This is a genomic window from Peribacillus sp. P4_C12, assembly GCF_056402095.1.
On sequence record NZ_JBFUIB010000950.1, the window covers coordinates 1 to 960 of the forward strand.

A 960-nucleotide genomic window follows, 5' to 3' on the forward strand; every position below is an offset into this window, starting at 1 on the left:
ACCGAGTAAAGAACAAATCGATCAAACAGTATTGACTCAATACGTGAATTGGTTAAAGGAAAAGAAAGGTTTGGCGTTTCATAATTATCATGAGCTATGGAAATGGTCGGTTTTTGAGCTAGAGAACTTTTGGGCGTCAATATGGGATTTTTGTGAAGTAAAAGCTGAAAGAAAATATGACAAGGTTTTAGCAGATAATTCGATGCTGAGTGCAAAGTGGTTTGAAGGATCGAGACTCAATTATGCAGAGAATGCATTATCGAATGATCAAGAAGATAAAACGGCGATTTTTTTCCGTTCCGAGCTTATCAAGAAGCAAGAGGTAAGCTGGAAAGAGCTGAAAGAAAAAGTTGCCTCTGTCGCTCATTCATTAAGAAAACTTGGTGTGAAATCGGGTGACCGTGTTGTGGCCTATATGCCAAATATCCCTGAAACCGTCATAGCGTTCTTGGCAACAGCAAGTATAGGCGCCATCTGGTCGAGTTGTTCACCCGACTTCGGGGCAAGAAGTGTCATTGACCGCTTTAAGCAAATTGAACCGGTTGTTTTACTTGCAATTGACGGGTATCAGTATAATGGGAACGTGTATGATAAAACCTCAGTTGTTTCGCAGCTGCAAAAGGAAATAGCCACTATCAAGCATACAGTGCTGATTCCGTACATAGATAAAACGAACTTTGAGGTAAATCTGAAGGAAATAATTCCATGGTCAACCCTTTTAAACGAAACAGCGGAACTATCTTTTGAAAGTGTTCCATTCGATCACCCGCTTTGGATCCTCYATTCATCAGGTACAACCGGAATGCCAAAACCGATTGTACAGGGGCATGGGGGCATTTTATTGGAGCATTTTAAATCCACACGATTGCATCAAAGTATGACTTCCGAAGATACCGTTTTCTGGTTCACAACGACAGGTTGGATGATGTGGAACCTGCTAATGGGTGGTTTGCTTAATGG

Annotated in this window: 1 protein-coding gene; it reads left to right on the forward strand. The window is 41.3% G+C overall.

What is annotated here, in order from left to right; genetic code table 11:
* On the forward strand, positions 1-960 hold a 960-nt coding region (locus AC1DUW_RS30495; RefSeq protein WP_477644401.1), incomplete at both ends, for an AMP-binding protein.